This window comes from Pseudoalteromonas sp. 10-33, assembly GCF_001469195.1.
Classification (GTDB): domain Bacteria; phylum Pseudomonadota; class Gammaproteobacteria; order Enterobacterales; family Alteromonadaceae; genus Pseudoalteromonas.
This window is the reverse complement of the sequence record NZ_LOFI01000012.1, coordinates 253,612-268,327: the sequence shown is the minus strand read 5'-3', so window position 1 is coordinate 268,327 and position 14,716 is coordinate 253,612. Positions and strand designations below refer to the sequence as shown.

10 protein-coding genes are annotated in these 14,716 nt (G+C 40.9%); 2 read left to right on the top strand and 8 right to left on the bottom strand.

Going from position 1 to position 14,716, the window contains the following annotated elements:
* The first annotated feature begins 19 nt into the window (after window positions 1–19).
* Complete coding sequence (locus ATS76_RS09035; protein ID WP_082664335.1) at window positions 20–1,351, top strand: leucine-rich repeat-containing protein kinase family protein; 1,332 nt, start codon at window positions 20–22, stop codon at window positions 1,349–1,351.
* Window positions 1,352–1,421: 70 nt separating this feature from the next.
* Here the strand turns inward: ATS76_RS09035 and gap are convergent, their stop codons facing one another.
* The 5 genes from gap to glk form a co-directional block, all read right to left on the bottom strand.
* Window positions 1,422–2,426 carry a type I glyceraldehyde-3-phosphate dehydrogenase gene (gene gap / locus ATS76_RS09030; RefSeq protein WP_058404459.1) on the bottom strand — a complete coding sequence of 335 codons (1,005 nt, stop codon included), beginning with the start codon at window positions 2,424–2,426 and terminating at the stop codon, window positions 1,422–1,424.
* Window positions 2,427–2,435: 9 nt separating this feature from the next.
* Window positions 2,436–3,056 carry a bifunctional 4-hydroxy-2-oxoglutarate aldolase/2-dehydro-3-deoxy-phosphogluconate aldolase gene (gene eda, locus ATS76_RS09025; protein ID WP_058404458.1) on the bottom strand — a complete coding sequence of 207 codons (621 nt, stop codon included), beginning with the start codon at window positions 3,054–3,056 and terminating at the stop codon, window positions 2,436–2,438.
* A 33-nt stretch (window positions 3,057–3,089) separates the two neighbouring features.
* Window positions 3,090–4,940, bottom strand: coding sequence for a phosphogluconate dehydratase (gene edd / locus ATS76_RS09020; protein WP_058551864.1), 1,851 nt, complete (start codon window positions 4,938–4,940; stop codon window positions 3,090–3,092).
* A gap of 328 nt (window positions 4,941–5,268) precedes the next feature.
* A complete protein-coding gene (locus ATS76_RS09015; RefSeq protein ID WP_058551863.1) occupies window positions 5,269–6,285 on the bottom strand; it encodes a LacI family DNA-binding transcriptional regulator in 1,017 nt (338 codons plus the stop codon).
* A gap of 31 nt (window positions 6,286–6,316) precedes the next feature.
* Window positions 6,317–7,309: a glucokinase gene (gene glk, locus ATS76_RS09010; protein ID WP_058551862.1), complete on the bottom strand. Its 993-nt coding sequence runs from the start codon at window positions 7,307–7,309 to the stop codon at window positions 6,317–6,319.
* 292 nt (window positions 7,310–7,601) lie between these two features.
* Here glk and ATS76_RS09005 point away from each other — a divergent pair, with 292 nt between their 5' ends.
* Window positions 7,602–8,618 (top strand): LacI family DNA-binding transcriptional regulator, encoded by a 1,017-nt coding sequence (locus ATS76_RS09005; RefSeq protein ID WP_058551861.1) that lies wholly within the window; start codon window positions 7,602–7,604, stop codon window positions 8,616–8,618.
* Between the two features lie 296 nt (window positions 8,619–8,914).
* On the opposite strand, the gene ATS76_RS09000 is transcribed toward ATS76_RS09005, so the two are convergent.
* From ATS76_RS09000 to ATS76_RS08990, 3 genes are read right to left on the bottom strand one after another with little or no spacing between them, the layout of a single operon-like run.
* Entirely contained in the window at window positions 8,915–11,326 is a 2,412-nt protein-coding gene (locus tag ATS76_RS09000; protein ID WP_058551860.1) for a glycoside hydrolase family 15 protein, read from the bottom strand.
* 9 nt (window positions 11,327–11,335) lie between these two features.
* The gene (locus tag ATS76_RS08995) at window positions 11,336–12,835 is read right to left on the bottom strand and encodes an MFS transporter (RefSeq protein WP_058551859.1); all 1,500 of its coding nucleotides are present in this window, start codon (window positions 12,833–12,835) and stop codon (window positions 11,336–11,338) included.
* Complete coding sequence (locus tag ATS76_RS08990; protein WP_058551858.1) at window positions 12,828–14,687, bottom strand: alpha-amylase family glycosyl hydrolase; 1,860 nt, start codon at window positions 14,685–14,687, stop codon at window positions 12,828–12,830. Before ATS76_RS08990 ends, ATS76_RS08995 begins: the two co-directional genes overlap by 8 nt.
* Between the last annotated feature and the right edge of the window lie 29 nt (window positions 14,688–14,716).

The window sequence follows — 14,716 nt, the reverse complement described above, 5'->3', positions numbered from 1 at the left end:
TTAATTAAAGCCAACAGCCATGTTGGCTTTTTTATTCACAGGGCTTTATAAGTTAATGAATACCCTTTCAGAGCTAAACGCTGGTAAGTTAGCCGGTGCAAAGCACTTACAGCTGGTTGAGCAATTATCTGAGTTTCCAACAGACATTTTTAAGCTTGCCGATACACTTGAAGTACTTGATCTTTCAAATAATAATTTAAGTGATTTACCAGACGAGTTTGCGTGTTTGCATCGCCTTAAGCGTGTGTTTTTATCGTTTAATCAATTTAAACATATACCCACAGTATTGGCTAAATGCCCTGCTTTAATTATGGTGGCATTTAAAGGTAACCAAATTTCAAAGTTTGCACCAAACAGCCTGCCAAAAAATATTGAGTGGCTTATTCTCACCGATAATAACTTACACGAATTACCTGACGACTTTGGTAATTACACCCAGCTTAAAAAGCTTGCACTTGCGGGTAATAAGTTAAAATATTTACCAGCAAGCATGGCAAATTGCATTAGCTTAGAACTTGTAAGGCTCTCGGCCAACAATCTAACAAAACTCGATGATTGGCTACTAGAATTACCAAAACTTGCTTGGCTAGCCTTTGCAGGCAACGACTTTAATAAAGCGCAGTGCTTAACTAAAAGTACGTTAAAAAATACCCCGCTTGAAAGTTTTCAACTTAAAAAAGTAATAGGCCAAGGCGCATCGGGTGTTATTCATCTTGCAAAAGCAGAACGTAATAATGTTGCAGTGAAACTTTTTAAAGGCGCGATCACCAGCGATGGTTACCCACTTGATGAGGTGAATTGCTGCCTTCAAGCAGGTAATTACACTCACTTAATTAATGTACTGAGTTACATAGAGCAAAGTGAACAACTTGGCTTGGTAATGGAATTAATAGATACCAATTATACAAATTTAGGGTTACCACCAAGTTTACAAACATGCACACGCGACACGTTTAATGTCGGTTGTAACTACTCTATTGAAGCTGTTTATAAAATAGCAAAACAGATGGTAAATACGCTAACTCACCTACATGACAATTACGTGAGCCATGGCGATATTTACGCACACAACACCATGATAAACGAACAATATGATATTTTGTTTGGTGATTTTGGTGCGGCTACAAACTTAGCTATGCTCAGCGGATATCAGCAGCAGCGAATACAGTTAATAGAAGTGCGTGCTTTTGGCTGTTTAATAGAAGATTTACTAAGTACTGTTAGCTCAGCAGATAAACAAAACGACCTCTTTGATAAAATGTCCGATATAGCAGCACGTGCTATAAATACCGCTATTGCATCGCGCCCTAGTTTTAAAGCGCTAAACGCTTTATTAAACGACTTGGTATAAATTAATCAAAAACAAAAAAGCCTGCATAATGCAGGCTTGGTTGGATAAAGCTAAACTTTTACAGGGTCAATTATAAGTACTGACCTAATGCTTTTACTTGGTCTAACATGCGGTTCGAGAAACCCCATTCGTTATCGTACCAAGCCATTACTTTAACTAGTTTGCCATCAGCTTTTGTTTGCGTTGCATCAAAAATTGATGACGCAGGGTTATGATTAAAATCGATAGAAACAAGCGGAAGCTCGTTGTACTCTAAGATTTCTTTCATTGAGCCCGTTGCTGCGGCTTTCATTACTTCGTTAATTTCTTCAGCAGTTGTGTCGCGTTTAGTAATAAACGTAAAATCAACTAAAGAAACATTGATAGTAGGTACACGTACCGACATACCGTCTAATTTACCCGCAAGCTCAGGAAGTACTAAGCCAACAGCTGCAGCGGCACCTGTTTTAGTTGGGATCATAGACTGTGTTGCACTACGCGCACGGTATAGATCTGGGTGGTAAACGTCAGATAAGTTTTGATCGTTTGTGTAAGCATGAATGGTAGTCATGCTACCTTGCTCAATACCAACTGTGTCGTTAATTGCTTTTGCAATAGGTGCTAAACAGTTAGTAGTACAAGAAGCATTTGAAATGATGTTGCTATCAGCATTAATTACATCGCTGTTAACACCGTGCACTACAGTTGCATCTAAGTCTTTACCAGGGGCTGATACAATTACTTTTTTAGCGCCTGCTGTAATGTGCTTAGCCGCGTCTTCACGTTTAGTGAAAAAGCCTGTACATTCTAAAACGATATCTACGCTTAGCTCTTTCCACGGTAAGTTTGCAGGGTCACGTTCTTGAGTAAGTGTAATTACGTCATCACCAATTAACATGGTGTTATCTGCAAGTGTTACTTTTTTAGAAAATTGACCATGAACTGAGTCAAACTGAGTTAAATGTGCATTTACGTTAGCAGGTGCTAAATCGTTGATTGCTACAATTTTAATTTCACTGTTTTGCTCTGACTCATAAAGTGCACGTAATACATTGCGACCGATACGACCATAACCGTTAATTGCTACATTAATCATTTTAGACTCCTATTTAAGTTCACTTGCTTGGCGAGCAAGCGCTTCAATGGCTTGCCAGTCTTTATTTTCAATAAGTTGTTTATCTAACATCCACGTACCACCAACACAAATAACATTGTTAAGTGCTAAATAGTTAGGTGCAGTTGCTAGGCTAATGCCGCCAGTTGGGCAAAAAGTAACGTGCGGCAATGGGCCACCAATCGACTTAAGCATTGCCGTTCCGCCAGCAGCTTCAGCTGGAAAGAATTTTAAAAACTTGAAACCATGACTTGCTAACTGCATTACTTCGCTCGCAGTTGCAGCGCCTGGTAAAAATGGGATATCAGACTCTTTTGCAAGTGCTAATAACTCAGTGCTCACACCTGGGCTCACCATAAAGTCAGCACCTGCCGCCACTGAGGCTTCAAAACTTGCTTTATCCACTACAGTACCTGTACCTACAAAAGCTTCTGGCACTTCAGCTTTCATTAACTTTACAGCTTCTGCTGCAACTGGTGTACGCAGTGTAATTTCAAGTGCTTTTAAGCCACCGTTGTATAACGCTCTAGCAAGTGGTGCAGCATCTTCTAATTTTTCGATTACAACCACTGGCACAACGGGTGCCGATGCTAAGATTTTTTCAATACTCATTACTTGTTCCTCATTACCCAGTTCGGCTAATTATTATTCAAGTCCAAAAGCACTCGCGCCTAAATCGGCACTGCTTACTATATTTCTAAATCCTGTAAATAATTCACGTCCAGTACCAAATGTTAAACTTGGTTGGCTAATTTCAAGCTCACGTTTAGCAAGTTCGTCATCACTAACATGTACTTTTAAAATTCCGTTAGGCGCGTCAAGGGTTACTAAGTCACCTTCGTGAATTTTTGCAATAATGCCACCTTCTACAGCTTCTGGGGCTAGGTGAATTGCAGCAGGAACTTTACCAGATGCACCCGACATACGGCCGTCGGTTACAATGGCAACTTTAAAGCCTTCGTCTTGAAGAGTTGCCATAACCGGCGTTAATTTATGAAGCTCTGGCATCCCTTTCGCTTTAGGGCCCTGCTCTTTAAGTACGGCTATAAAGTCTTGGTTTAACTCACCGCGGCTATACGCATCTTGAAGTGCCCCTTGCGAGCTAAATACTTTAGCCGGTGCCGTAACCACTTGATGCTCTTGTGCAACAGCAGATACTTTGATTACCGCTTTACCTAAATTACCAGTAAGCAGTTGTAGGCCACCTTGTTTACTAAATGGATTACTTACAGGACGAAGTACTTCTTCATCAAGTGAATTTGCAGGGCAATCAACCCATTTAACTTTGCTTGGGCCATTTGAATCGCTCATGATCAGGCTTTCGTCTTTATCTAAACGCGGCTCTGTCATGTAAGGTGCTAGGCCATCACCAAGCATTGTTTTAACATCAGTATGCAGATAACCTGCGCTTGCTAGTTCGCGCATTAAGAAACCCATTCCGCCTGCGGCTTGGAAATGGTTTACATCTGCTGAACCGTTAGGGTAAATACGCGTAAGTAGTGGTACAACTTCTGATAAATCAGACATGTCTTTCCACGTCACTTGAATACCTGCAGCCTTTGCAATTGCAACAATATGAATAGCGTGGTTTGTAGAGCCACCTGTAGACAGCAAGCCAACTAAACCATTAATAATGGTTTTTTCGCTAATTACCTCAGCTAAACACGGGCTTTCTTTATCATCTGTAAGCTGCTTAAGCATGGTTTCTACAGCATTACCTGTTAGTCCATCGCGAAGCTCTGTGTATGGGTTGATAAATGAGCTACCCGGAAGGTGCAAGCCCATTATTTCCATTAACATTTGGTTTGAGTTAGCAGTACCGTAAAACGTACAAGTACCCGCACTGTGGTAAGATGCGCTTTCAGCTTCTAGTAGGTCTTCACGGCTAACTAAGCCTTGTGCAAACTTTTGGCGAATACGTGCTTTTTCTTTATTTGGGATACCAGATTGCATTGGACCCGCAGGTAAAAAGAACACAGGTAAATGGCCAAACGATAGTGCGCCAATTAATAAACCTGGGACAATTTTGTCACATACGCCTAAACAAAAAACGCCGTCAAATACGTCATGCGATAATGAAACAGCGGTAGACATTGCAATAACGTCACGAGAAAACAGTGATAGTTCCATGCCATCACGCCCTTGCGTAACGCCATCACACATTGCAGGAACGCCACCCGCTACCTGAGCGGTTGCGTCGAACTTAGTTGCAATGCTTTTGATTACGTCTGGGTAATCTTTGTAAGGTACATGCGCAGATAGCATGTCGTTGTATGAATTGATAATAGCTAGGTTTGGCACTTCATCTGCTTTTAAGCGCGCTTTATCGTCGCTGCTGCAGGCAGCCATTACGTGGGCAATGTTGCCACAACCTAATCCCGCACGAACTCTTGTTTGTTTTTTTGCATGCGAAATACGATCTAAATAATCTTGACGGGTTTGTTTACTGCGTTCAATAACGCGTTGGGTAACTTCTTGAATTCGAGGATGTAACATAATTAACTCATCTCTATTAGTTAGAGGATAAAGGCTCAGTAGCAATTACAGACTCCACGTAAATAACTGTACTGAGCATCTTTGATTGACCCGTTCAAAGGTACGATATCAGGGAGCCTCTCACAACAAACCTGACACCGGTGTCACTGTATTAACTCATAGCTATGACACCGGTGTCAACCCTGACCACTAAAATTAATTTAACTTTTTATCATGACCAATTAATGAACACTTAAATTCTTGTGTACATACAGACTTTTATCAAGCTACGGGCAAAAAAAAGCCTGAATAAGCGTCACTCTTATTCAGGCTACTGTGAAAAAGTATTTTATTGGTTTACGCGAGCTGTTGATTCACGCGTTATTAAACGCGATTCAAGCGTAATTTGAAAAGGCTGTTCTTGAGGCTCTGTAATGTGATTAATTAATTGAGTAACAGCAAGCTTTGTCATCTCTTCTACTGGTTGCGCTATGGTTGTTAACCCTGGCCATATGTGGCGTGCAATAGGTGCATTATCAAAACCAGCTATAGATATGTCGTCAGGTACACGCAATTGCCTTTGTGTTGCAAGTTTAAGTACTGCAGCTGCCATGTAATCGTTCGATGCAAATACAGCCGTAGGACGAGGTGACAAATCTAAAATACTGCGCGCGCTGTCTACACCTGAGTGGTAACTAAAGTTACCCTCTTCAACTAATCGCTCGTCAAACTCAATATTATGATCGGCTAATGCACGCCTGTAGCCTTTAAAGCGCTGCTGTGTTGCACTGTGGTCAGGGTGACCTTTAATAAATGCAATTGACTTATGCCCAAGGCTGATTAAATGTTCTGTAATTTCAAATGCGCCCTGCTCGTCGTTACTACGAACAGAAATAGATTCATCTTGTAAAATTGCGGAAGCAACTCTAGCAAACGGAATTTTTTTAGCTGTTAAAAACTCGACCAACTCAGGAAAATCACCAAAAGGTGGCGTAAGTACAATGCCATCTAGACGAGATGTTTGAAGCAGCTGCTCAACATTACTAATTAAAGCTTCGCCTCTGTACTCGCATGGATGAATTAGTAAGTTGTAATTGTTTTCTTGGCAAGCAGCTAATGCACCAGTTTGAACACGCGTGATATAACTTTTACTGGGATTGTCGTATAAGCAACCAATAATAAAGCTTCTGTTTTGTGCTAAACCACGCGCAATAGGATTTGGCGTGTAATCTAGTTCTTTAAACACAGCGAGTACTTTTTCACGTGTGGCTGCACTTACGTTAGGCTCATTATTTAGAACCCGCGACACTGTTTTTTTAGACACACCAGCATGACTTGCTACACTGTTGATTGTTACTTTTTTCATCACTCTATTTTCCACATGCAATCAACAAAAACTACTTGGCGTTGTGCAAACACGCGGCTGCGCCAATTAAAGGTATGTTGTCTTGTGTTACTAATGTAACAGGTATTTGACCTGTGTATTGCGACATAATCCCTTTTTGCGAAAAGCGTTCAACAAAGCGACTTTCGAGCAAGCGGGCTTGCATACGCGGTAATATTCCACCACCAATAAATAAACCACCTAACGCGCCGTAAGCTAACGATAAATCACCCGCTACACTGCCTATCCAATCACAAAACTGGTTCAATGTTGCATCGCATACATCACACTCGCCACTATTTGCTAAGCTGCTAATTTGAGCAGCATCAAGATTTTTAGGCGATTGCCCTTTAACGGCAGCCATTGCTTTATACAAATGAGTAATGCCCGGGCCAGAAAAAACGGTTTCAACAGAAACGTGTTGATGCTCTTTTTTTAGTTCTTGAATTAATAAAGCGTCGAGCTCTGTCACCGCTGCAAGTGATATATGCCCACCTTCAGAGCTTAAAACAGAAGTAGAATGAGATGTTCTAACTAGGCAAGCCGCACCAAAGCCCGTTCCTGGGCCCATAACGCCGATGTTTGCGTTATCGTCTGCCTGACCGGCTTTTATAACAACATTTTGCGATGGGTTTAAATAAGGTGCAGCGTACGCAAAAGCAGCAAAATCATTAATAACATCAAGCTCATTCAATTCAAAATGGGCTTTAAAATCGTTAACACTAAAGTGCCAGCCTAAATTTGTTAAGTGAACCTGACCTGCCTTTATCGGGCCTGCTACCGCTAAACATGCACGTTTTGGTGTAATGTGTAGTACGGTTGTTAAGTAATGCTCTAGTGCTTTTTCAAGTGAGCCAAAGTTAGCACTAGGAAATGTATTATTGTGCTCAATGGTAAATTGATTTGTTGTATCATCAAACGATGTAATTAAAGCAAAGCGCGCGTTAGTGCCACCAACATCGGCAACTAAAATAGGATCAAATTGGGTAGAAGAGTTTAGGCTCATGGTGTTATCTCTTTTGTTTAAGCAATCAGTGCTTTTTTGTTCTACAATAGTAAACCATTGGTGTAATTGCTTCAGGCTATCACCCTAAAGCGGCTATCAGAGAAAAAATGCTGCCTGTAGCGATTACAAACAGCCAATTCGTTTTGACAACAAAATGATAAAACATAAATATTATGACACCGGTGTCACAGTCAAATCAATAAATAATTTGCTTTAAACACAAAAAGCTTGAAATATTTAATTAATAAACGAAAATGGCACTATTGTGTATTACATTAACTAAGTTGTGATAATGAAAGGTAAAGCTACATCATTTGATATTGCCCACTATGCAGGGGTATCTCAATCAACTGTATCTCGTGCTTTACGAAATAGCCCGCTTGTAAATGAAGAAACACGCAAGCGTGTTCACGACATAGCAAAAAAGCTCAATTACAAGGTCGACAAAAACGCAAGTAACCTGCGAACTCAGCAAAGCAGCACGCTAGCCTTATTATTATTTGAAGACCCTACTTCTGACGAATCGCAAATAAACCCATTCTTTTTATCTATGCTGGGCAGCATTACTCGCGCGTGCGCAAAAGAAGGTTACGATTTATTAGTGTCGTTTCAATCAGCCAGTGCAGATTGGCAAGCCGATTACGAGGATAGCCACAGAGCCGATGGCATTATTTTACTCGGTTACGGTGATTACATAGACTTTCAGCCAAAGTTTAAAACCCTGCTTGATCAAAACACTAAATTTGTATGTTGGGGTGCAACGGTAGACAACAGACCCGATCTAACCGTGTGCTGCGACAATTACGGCGGTGGTAAACAGGCGGCGGCTCATTTTATAGCCCACAACAGGCAAGACTGTGCTTTTATCGGCGATGCCTCAGACCACAGTCCAGAATTTTTTGCTCGATTTCAGGGGTTTAAAGACGAACTAGAAGCTAACAACATTGCTATAAACGAACGTAAAATGGCTAATGCTATCTCAACAGAAGAGTCAGGCTATCATGCAACTCGATCACTCATTGCCAACAATATTAAATTTAACGCGTTATTTGCAGCAAGCGACTTAATCGCAATTGGTGCTATTCGAGCACTCAAAGAAGCAAATATTAACGTCCCTAAAGATGTTGCAGTCGTCGGGTTTGATAATATAGCTATAGCCAGCTTTGTAAACCCACCACTGACAACCATAGAGCAAAACACCACCGTTGCAGGTCAAATGCTCGTTGAAAATTTACTAAAATTAATTCGTGAAGAAGAAGTACAAAGTACCCTTTTACCCCCTTTGTTAATTGCTCGCGGGTCGAGTTAAATATTTAACCTGAACTGTGGATAATATCTCTAATTAAAGCAGCTATTTTTAGCACTAACTGCGTTGAATTTATTTGTAATAGGCTCGCTGTTGACGCTTAGGTTAGCCTTATTTTCACTTAAAGATTCTAGCTGGATAAAAACAGAATTAAATTTAGTTAAAATTTAGTTGGTTACTAAACCTCTGAACCAAAGTTCAAGTTATTCAATACACAACGCCCTATTTCAAATATAACTTTACCTTAAATATAAAAAACCACGCTATAAGCGTGGCTTTTCTTTACTTAGTAGATAAGTTTACTTTAGTGCTTTTTCTACCACTGGGTAATAATCCCATACTTGTTTATCGCTTAATGAGCGAACTAGCTTAACGTATTCAGCATGTGTCCACGCTAAAGGTGTTGCTGAATTAGTACCTTCGCCTAATTTATAACCGGCTTTATTAACACCTACGCCATCCCAAACTTGCTCAGGCAACATCATGCCTTCATTCGCAAACTGTTCTAGGCCTTTTACGTAACTATTTCTAATATCAGCCTGCTTAGCATCATTAAGTGTTTTACTCGCGTTAGCTGCAGCAATTTCGTAATGACCACGTTCGCCGGTGAAAAATGGCCATACACGACCACGTTGCCCAGGAGTGTTAGCGCCGCCCTCTGCGTAATTTGTGCCTGTTACTTCATCTTCGCCGTAACCGTCGTTACCGTAACGGCGGTAGCCTGCAAATGTGCCGGTGCCATCTTCAAAACTAAAGCTATATTTTACCTGTAGGTTATCTTCAAGCGTTTCATCGTCATATTCAGGCAATGTTTTAACAATGCTTTCGTCGTTAGCGCCACGCACACCGTAGCGTACAAGTTCTAAAAACCCACCATCTAATATTTGCTTTTTATTAAACCCTTCACGGCCATTATTCGCATTAATTTTGGTGTCTGAGTTTGCATCAGTATCTTGGCCTATACGAATAAAGTATTCACCGTCGGTATTTTCGCTTTTTAAATTACCCTTTGTAGTAAACATTTGCGATTCAATATCGTTGTTGTACTTTTTAGCCGTATCTAAGTAGCGCTTAGCGTTTTTATCGTCACCGCTAAGTGTTGCTATATCGCTGGCTGTTATCAAGCCCGCAACAATTGCAGCCGTCGTTGAAGGCGAGTAACCTTCTTGCTCTTCCCAGCGCTCCTGCTGTGTTGCCGGAGGAGTAATTTGCGTGTCGTTCCATAAAATTTTAGCAAGGCCACCATCAACTAAAAAATCGGCAGCCGGTTTTAGCATTTTACCGTACCAACTTTTAAGTTCATCGTCGCTAAGTACATTGGCTTTATGCAACTTCCAGGCAAGCATAATAGGCATAGCGGTTTGATCTAACTGTACACCTACCCATTCAAGCTCACCATCTACATGTGTTTTTTGTAAAAACCAGCCAGTATCGCCATTATTACCGGGCGTATTGCTGTTAACTTGTACTTTTTCAAGGTACTCGAATGCTGTTTTAGCAGTGGCTGTATCGCCGAGCGCCATAAATGCCATTGCAACTTGGTAAAAATCGCGCACCCATACCGCTTTATAACCAGTAGAACCTTCTTTTGCAGATACAGTTTCACCCCATGGGTTTGACAGTGATGCAATAAGTGCACCCGCGTGTGTTTTATCTTCTTGTGCTTTTAAAACCATGGCACTGGTGTATAAAAGCTTGCCGTTATCCGCAGTTTGCTCAACCATGCTTGCTAGTGGCTCAAGACTTTGTATGTAGTCTTGCCAACCTAGCTCGTCGCCTTTACCGTTGTAGTGATCAAGTACCGCTTTATAGCCCTTTGCCAAGCTTTGCTCACCGTGCTGAATACTTTGCTGCTGCGTTTTACCAAAGCTTAAAGCTAAATCAAATGTGGTGTTGTTACTGATATCACCGAGTTCTGCAAGCATGTTTACATTACCTGAAGCATCACCGGTATTCGTATACTGATTATTAATTGCTTGTGTTGTTTTAAGTGAACTTATGCCATCACTTTCACCTGTAAAGCCAACGGTTTGCGCTTTAAAAGGTGAACTTGATTGTAATGTTAAATAGTTATCGCCTTCCCAGGCTACAAGCCCTTGCTCTGTTGTTTTAGCAAAGTCACCTAATCCGTTATTATTAATGTATGGGTTAACGTTAACGTAGGCTTTTAAACCCTCTAATTGAGTATTAAATACACTTCGTACAAATAATGTTTGTGTATCTGGGTCGGTAAATATGTGTTTTTCTAAACTAAAGCGACCTTGCTTGTCGATACTTGTTACTTTATAAGCTAGTGAAAGTGGTCTGCCTTGCTCATCTTTGTATAAGTAATCAATGGTTACGTCTAAGTCATCAGCCTCGGTTACCGTAAAGTCTTTACCGGTAACAATAAATTGCATGTCTTTTATTTGTGCTTGGTGAATAAGCCCAAACATAGTTTCTGTGATCATCCCTTTAGCAATAGAAAACCACACTTTCGATACATTGCCTGTTACAGCTGAGTCACTGTACTGACCGTTTTTATATTCTTCAAACGATGTGCCGATACCTGTTTTACCTGCATACGCCCAAAATGGCTCTGCGCCTGGCGCGCCAGGTGCCGATTTAACCTGTGCAGCGATATTTTCATTATCTGTGCTTATGTTTTGTGCACCGCAGGCAGTTAAACCCAATGTTAAAAGTGAGGCAGTTATAAGGTTATATTTTTTCATTGTGTATCCTTAATTAGAATGTTTAACGCGCATTACGGCTACAGCGGCAACAACAAATGAGGCTGCGCCAATTAGTAATGCGTAAATAGGCTGATTTGAAAATGCGTGACGTAAAATAAGCCCTAAAATACTGGCTGCAAGCAATTGCGGGATAACAATAAAAAAGTTAAAAATGCCCATGTAAACGCCCATTTTATTACTTGGTAAGGCGTTACTTAACATGGCATATGGCAGTGATAATATAGACGCCCACGCAAAGCCCACACCAATCATAGGTATAAGTAACATTTTAGGATCTTGAATAAACATAAAGCTGCCAAGGCCTAATGCGCCCAGTAATAAATTAAAACAATGCGCGCCTTTTAAACCCATTTTTTTAACTAAAAACGGAATACACATAGCGGCAATAGCAGCAAAACCATTGTAAGCGGCAAATAAAATACCCACCCAATCTGCACCATCGTTAAATGCTTTAGAAGTTGCATCGCTACTACCATAGTGAAAGCTTGTTACCGCAGAAGTGGTGTAAATCCACATGGCAAATAACGTAAACCAACTAAAAAACTGCACCCATGCAAGCTGCTTCATGGCCTCTGGCATTGTAAATACATCTTGCACTACTTGGTAAAAACCACCTTGGGTTTTATTAGCACTTTTAAGCGCCGCTGCAATCCACTGCACAATACCAAATGCTAGTAAACCACCAGCAAGTAGGTAAAGCTCTTTTTCAAGCGATAACCCCATTACTAATGCAAGAGTTGCTAAACCTAACACCACAAAAATAATGGCGCCTTTGTTAAAGTTAATATCGGCAATAATTGCAGTGGTAGACTTCGCTGTTTGCTTTTCAAATTCAGCAAGTTGTTCTGGGCTATATTCCTTGGTGCGTGCCACAGTCCATAAAACAGCAACTAATAAAACCACCCCACCCCAGTAAAATGAATATTTTACTGACTCGGGAATTTGCCCTGCTGCTGCAGTATTACTAACATCAAACCAGTTGGTCATCATCCACGGTAATGCTGAGGCTAATACCGCTCCAATGCCAATAAAAAAGCTTTGTAAACCATAGCCTGTTGCACGTTGTTTTTCTGGCAGGTTATCACCAACCAGCGCTCTAAACGGTTCCATGGTCACGTTGATTGACGCATCCATAATCCATAACATACCTGCGGCAATCCAAAGTGTTGGCGAGTGCGGCATAATAAATAACGAAAGCGTTGTTAACACGGCTCCAACAAAAAAGAACGGACGACGGCGGCCAAATCGGCCCCATGTTTTATCACTCCAATAACCAATAATTGGCTGTACAATTAAACCGGTAAGCGGTGCTGCAACCCATAAAATGGGTATATCATCTACTTGGGCGCCTAATGTTTGAAATATACGGCTCACGTTACCGTTTTGCAGGGCAAAACCAAACTGTATGCCCAAAAAGCCAAAGCACATATTCCATATTTGCCAAAAGCTTAAATTTGGCTTGTCACTATTATTATTTTGATTATTCATTATTAGCCTTATTTGTTAATACTGCGCTGCTAAATGCTTCAAGTGTCAGGTTAAATGTGACGCCTTGCGAGTGTGTTTTAAGTGCCACTTGGTGCTGTTCAAGTAAATCAACAAGTAGTGAGCTTTCACCCAGTTTTGTTACTTGCTTCTGAGATAGATAAACAGAGATACTCTGTGTTTGCTCACTAAAGTTACTGAGTACCAAAATTGTTTGCTGCCCAAGCGCTCGGCTAAACCCAACAATACGATCGCTGCCTGTAATAGTAAGCTCTTGCATATCGCCGCCCACAACAGCAGGTAAAGTATTTAAAGCCATAATTGCTTTGTAGTATTCACGCAATGCAGCTTGTTCGTTAGTAAGTTTCGCACCATCAAACTGACCATTATTCATCCATGCTTGATGAGCGGGAACGCCTATATAATCAAAAATACTGGTGCGAGTTGGCGAACCAAATCCAGCATTTTCAGAACCATCTTCACCCACATCTTGGCCAAAATATAATAAGCTTGGCGCACGACTAATTAAGTTAGAGACCACCATAGCGGGTTTACCCCACGCTGCATTTCCTGCAAAGTCAGGGCTAGCAATGCGTTGCTCGTCATGGTTTTCTAAAAAATGCAGCATGTGTTGCTCTATATCGGCAACGGTTTTATGCGCATCAAAAATAGTGTTTGCTGGCTGCTTGACTTGCATAATGACCTTTAACGTATCGTAAAAGCCGACTTTATCGTAAAGGAAATCCATTTTACCTTGATGAATATAAGCACGATACATTTGCGGGTCGTATACTTCAGCCAATAAAAAGGCGTCTGGCTTTTGCATTTTTATTGATGAATTTAAAAAGCTCCAAAACTCAACCGGTACCATCTCGGCCATATCATATCTAAAGCCATCAACCCCTTTGTCGAGCCAAAACAATGCAATATCTCTAAATTTATACCAGCTATTAGGAAGCTCTTTATCTTGCCAAAATTCATAATGAGCACGATAATCTTGCGTCGCTATAGTTTTTGGTAATGTTGGAAAGTCGTAACTGCCGTTTGGTTTAACGCCGTAATTAACTTTTACGGTTTCGTACCAATCATTTATGTCGGGTTTTGGCGCTCTTGCACCATTACCTGTCCATTTTGCTGGGTTTTCTTCAAAAAAGCCGTCCGCAAGTGGATGAGCATTGCCACCTAGGACTTGGTAATTAGCATCTGTAGGTACTTGAAAAGACTTTCCAGGTACATAGTAAAAATTATTATTATTATCGTACTCTTTGCTGGTATCATCTTCTTCACCGAAGTCTTTAACACCTTTTGGCTTACCCAGCGATTTATAGTTACGCGCCACATGGTTAGGTACTATATCAATAATGACCTTCATTCCATGATTATGTGTGCGTTCAATAAGCTCACTAAATTCGCCCATTCGGTTAGTGACGTTAATCGCTAAATCGGGGTTTACGTCGTAGTAGTCTTTAATTGCATAAGGTGAGCCAGCGCGCCCTTTTACAACATCAGGATCGTCTTTAGAAATACCGAACTGCGTATAATCACCCACTAATGCGTGATGCAATACACCCGTATACCAAACGTGCGTGGTACCTAGTTCTTTAATACCCTTAAGCGCAGCGTTGTTAAAGTCGGCAAATTTGCCCACGCCGTTTTGCTCTTTGCTGCCCCATGGCACATTGGCGGTTTGCGTATTACCAAATAAACGAGTGAAAACTTGATATACAACAGGCTTAGCTAACTCATTAGCTTTATTCTGTGTTACTTGGGGTTGCTCATCTTTATTACTTTCTGAGCAGCTACTAATTAAAAGTGCGCTACATAAAATTGCAGGTGCATAAACTGATTTTTTCATTGTGTGTCTTTTGTCAGTGCGTATCACTT